Source organism: Gemella sp. GH3 (genome assembly GCF_013415425.1).
Taxonomy (GTDB): Bacteria; Bacillota; Bacilli; order Staphylococcales; family Gemellaceae; genus Gemelliphila.
This window is the reverse complement of record NZ_JACBYC010000022.1, coordinates 1-425: the sequence shown is the minus strand read 5'-3', so window position 1 is coordinate 425 and position 425 is coordinate 1. Positions and strand designations below refer to the sequence as shown.

The 425-nt window shown below is 37.6% G+C and carries 1 pseudogene; it reads right to left on the bottom strand.

Features of this window, described 5'->3' with window-relative positions:
• Positions 1-425: pseudogene (locus tag HZY83_RS00120) on the bottom strand (glutamine synthetase); the annotation flags it as partial.

Genomic DNA, 425 nt, shown 5'->3' with positions numbered 1-425 from the left:
GTATTGTTTCATGTACTGCTCGCGTTCCCATTCAGAAACTTGAGTACGGTAATAATCCCATTCAATTGATTTAGAGTTAATAAATTGATTGTAAATGTGATTTCCTAAAGCTTTTTTGATTGAAGGATTTTCACGCATTGATTTTAACGCAGTATACAATGTTGATGGTAAGTCTTGGATGCCAACTGCTTCTCGTTCTTCACGATTCATTTCGTAGATATTTTGATTTACTGGTTCTGGTACTTCTAGTTTATTCTTAATTCCGTCTAATCCTGCTTCAAGGATTGCTGCTAAAGCCATGTAAGGGTTAGCTGCAGGGTCAACTGAACGTACTTCAATACGAGTTGACAATCCTCTTGAAGAAGGTACACGTACTAATGGAGAACGGTTTTTACCACTCCAAGCGATATAACATGGTGCTTCGT